We start from the raw sequence: 2,737 nt of genomic DNA on the forward strand, positions 1-2,737 counted from the left end.
TTCAAAATGAAAACCAGAAATCTTTAAAACATGTTAAATTTATAGAGTTTTAACTTAAAATTTTTGTATGTTCATTTGATGTATAAAGAATTCTTTTAAAAAATAGAATATAATAACAGATTTTTACTATCCAAGAATTCGTCGAAAAAATTATAAACTTCCATAGTTTTAAAGAGCCCCATTTGTCAAATTAGTATAAGTTAGAATGGAACTCGCTATTATTTCTACTAAAAAGCACAAGTAAATTTCCTACATTCTATGTTATGCTAACGTTTTACTAAAATGATAAATCATGATATAATGAAAGCGATTAAAACAAATAAAGGAGTTGCCTTATGACCTACCAAGAAAATTATCAAAAATGGCTTGATTTCGCTGAACTTCCAGACTATCTTCGTCAGGATTTGGAAAAGATGGACGAAAAAACAAAGGAGGATGCCTTCTATACAAATCTTGAATTTGGTACAGCTGGAATGCGTGGTTTGATCGGGGCTGGCACAAACCGCATCAATATCTATGTTGTCCGTCAAGCGACTGAAGGTTTAGCTCGTTTGATTGAGTCAAAAGGTGGAAATGAAAAAGAACGCGGTGTGGCGATTGCATACGATAGCCGCCACTTCTCTCCAGAATTTGCCTTTGAATCTGCTGCAGTTCTTGCAAAACATGGTATCAAATCTTACGTATTTGAAAGCCTTCGTCCAACTCCGGAACTTTCATTCGCAGTTCGTCACCTCAACTGTTTCGCAGGTATCATGATTACTGCTAGCCACAATCCAGCTCCATTTAACGGCTACAAGGTTTACGGGGAAGACGGTGGACAAATGCCTCCTCACGATGCAGATGCTTTGACGACTTACATCCGTGCAATCGAAAATCCATTTGCTGTGGAAGTTGCTGATGTGGAAGCTGAAAAAACTTCTGGCTTGATTGAAGTCATCGGCGACGCCATTGATACCGAATACCTCAAAGAAGTGAAAGATGTCAACATCAACCCAGCCTTGATCGAAGAATTTGGAAAAGACATGAAAATTGTCTACACACCGCTTCACGGTACTGGTGAAATGTTGGCTCGTCGTGCTCTTGCCCAAGCAGGATTTGACTCAGTTCAAGTCGTTGAAGCGCAAGCAACTCCAGACCCAGACTTCTCGACTGTCGCTTCTCCAAACCCTGAAAGCCAAGCAGCTTTCGCTCTCGCCGAAGAACTTGGACGCAAGGTTGGTGCAGATGTTTTGGTCGCAACTGACCCAGATGCTGACCGTGTCGGTGTAGAAGTCCTTCAAAAAGACGGTAGCTACCTCAACCTTTCAGGTAACCAAATCGGTGCCATCATGGCCAAGTACATCTTGGAAGCCCATAAGAGTGCTGGAACACTTCCAGAAAATGCAGCCCTCTGCAAATCGATCGTCTCAACAGACTTGGTAACGAAGATTGCTGAAAGCTACGGCGCAACCATGTTCAACGTCTTAACCGGTTTCAAATTTATCGCTGAAAGGATCCAAGAATTTGAAGAAAAACACAATCATACTTACATGATGGGATTTGAAGAAAGCTTCGGTTACTTGATTAAACCATTCGTACGTGATAAAGACGCTATCCAAGCTGTTCTTGTCGTTGCTGAACTTGCAGCCTACTACCGCTCTCGCGGATTGACTTTAGCTGATGGTATCGAAGAAATTTACAAAGAATACGGCTATTATGCTGAAAAGACCATCTCCGTGACTCTTTCAGGTGTAGACGGTGCCGAACAAATCAAAGCGATTATGGCTAAGTTCCGGGAAAATGGACCAAAAGAGTTTAATACGACTGCTATCTCTGTCACAGAAGACTTTAAGGCTCTTACCTCTACTGCTGCAGACGGTACAGTGACTGCCCTCACTACGCCACCAAGCGACGTCTTGAAATACAGCCTTGACGATGGTTCTTGGATTGCCGTTCGCCCTTCAGGTACAGAACCAAAAATCAAATTCTACATTGCTGTTGTGGGTGAAAGCAATGAAGATTCACAAGCTAAGATTGCCAACATCGAAGCAGAAATCAACGCTTTTGTAAAATAAGAAACTATAAAAGATGAGACCAATCAATCTCATCTTTTTTTCGTATCAAATCTAAGCATTTTTAGAAACTTTATGGCATACTAGACTTATCAATGAAAGCGAGGTAATCTCATGGAACAATTTTTAGAAAACATCAAAGACCTTGAAGTCACAACTGTTGCCCGTGCTCAAGAAGCACTTGATAATAAAGAAACTGCAACCTTCTTTATCGGTCGTAAAACTTGCCCTTACTGCCGTAAATTTGCTAGTACTTTGGCTGGTGTTGTAGCTGAAACAAAAGCACATATCTACTTCATTAACAGTGAAGAACCAAGCCAATTGGAAGCCTTACAAGAATTTCGTTCACGCTACGAAATCCCAACTGTACCAGGATTTGTCCATGTTACAGTTGGCCAAATCAAGGTTCGTTGTGACTCTTCAATGTCAGCACAAGAAATCAAGGACTTTGCTAGATTATAAAAGGCTGGGTGATAATTCAACTTTTTGAAATTATACTCAAATTAAAATCAAAGTGCACTTTTTTGTTAACAGACTTGTTTAAGAAATATCGTGGTCCAAGTATTACCTTGGAATTTTACCAGCTAATCAATGTACTCTGCTGTATTCTAGAAAATCAACGAAAGGTTTTTAGCAAAAAATATAATGTATCTGTTTGCTCGGTGAAAATTTCTGCTCTTTTTTAA

2 protein-coding genes are annotated in these 2,737 nt (G+C 39.8%); both read left to right on the forward strand.

Annotated elements, in window-relative coordinates:
- Positions 1-335 precede the first annotated feature (335 nt).
- On the forward strand, positions 336-2,054 hold the full coding sequence (locus SORDD16_RS04780; RefSeq protein ID WP_061452560.1) for a phospho-sugar mutase: 1,719 nt from the start codon (positions 336-338) through the stop codon (positions 2,052-2,054).
- A gap of 111 nt (positions 2,055-2,165) precedes the next feature.
- The gene (locus SORDD16_RS04785; RefSeq protein WP_061452561.1) at positions 2,166-2,513 is read left to right on the forward strand and encodes a DUF6568 family protein; all 348 of its coding nucleotides are present in this window, start codon (positions 2,166-2,168) and stop codon (positions 2,511-2,513) included.
- Positions 2,514-2,737 lie beyond the last annotated feature (224 nt).

Source organism: Streptococcus oralis, assembly GCF_001578945.1.
GTDB lineage: Bacteria > Bacillota > Bacilli > Lactobacillales > Streptococcaceae > Streptococcus > Streptococcus oralis_Q.

Bases quoted from the DNA above. Each gene is read 5' to 3' on its own strand.
- SORDD16_RS04785 (WP_061452561.1), top strand. From the start codon at position 2,166: ATGGAACAATTTTTAGAAAACATCAAAGACCTTGAAGTCACAACTGTT.
- SORDD16_RS04780 (WP_061452560.1), top strand. From the start codon at position 336: ATGACCTACCAAGAAAATTATCAAAAATGGCTTGATTTCGCTGAACTT.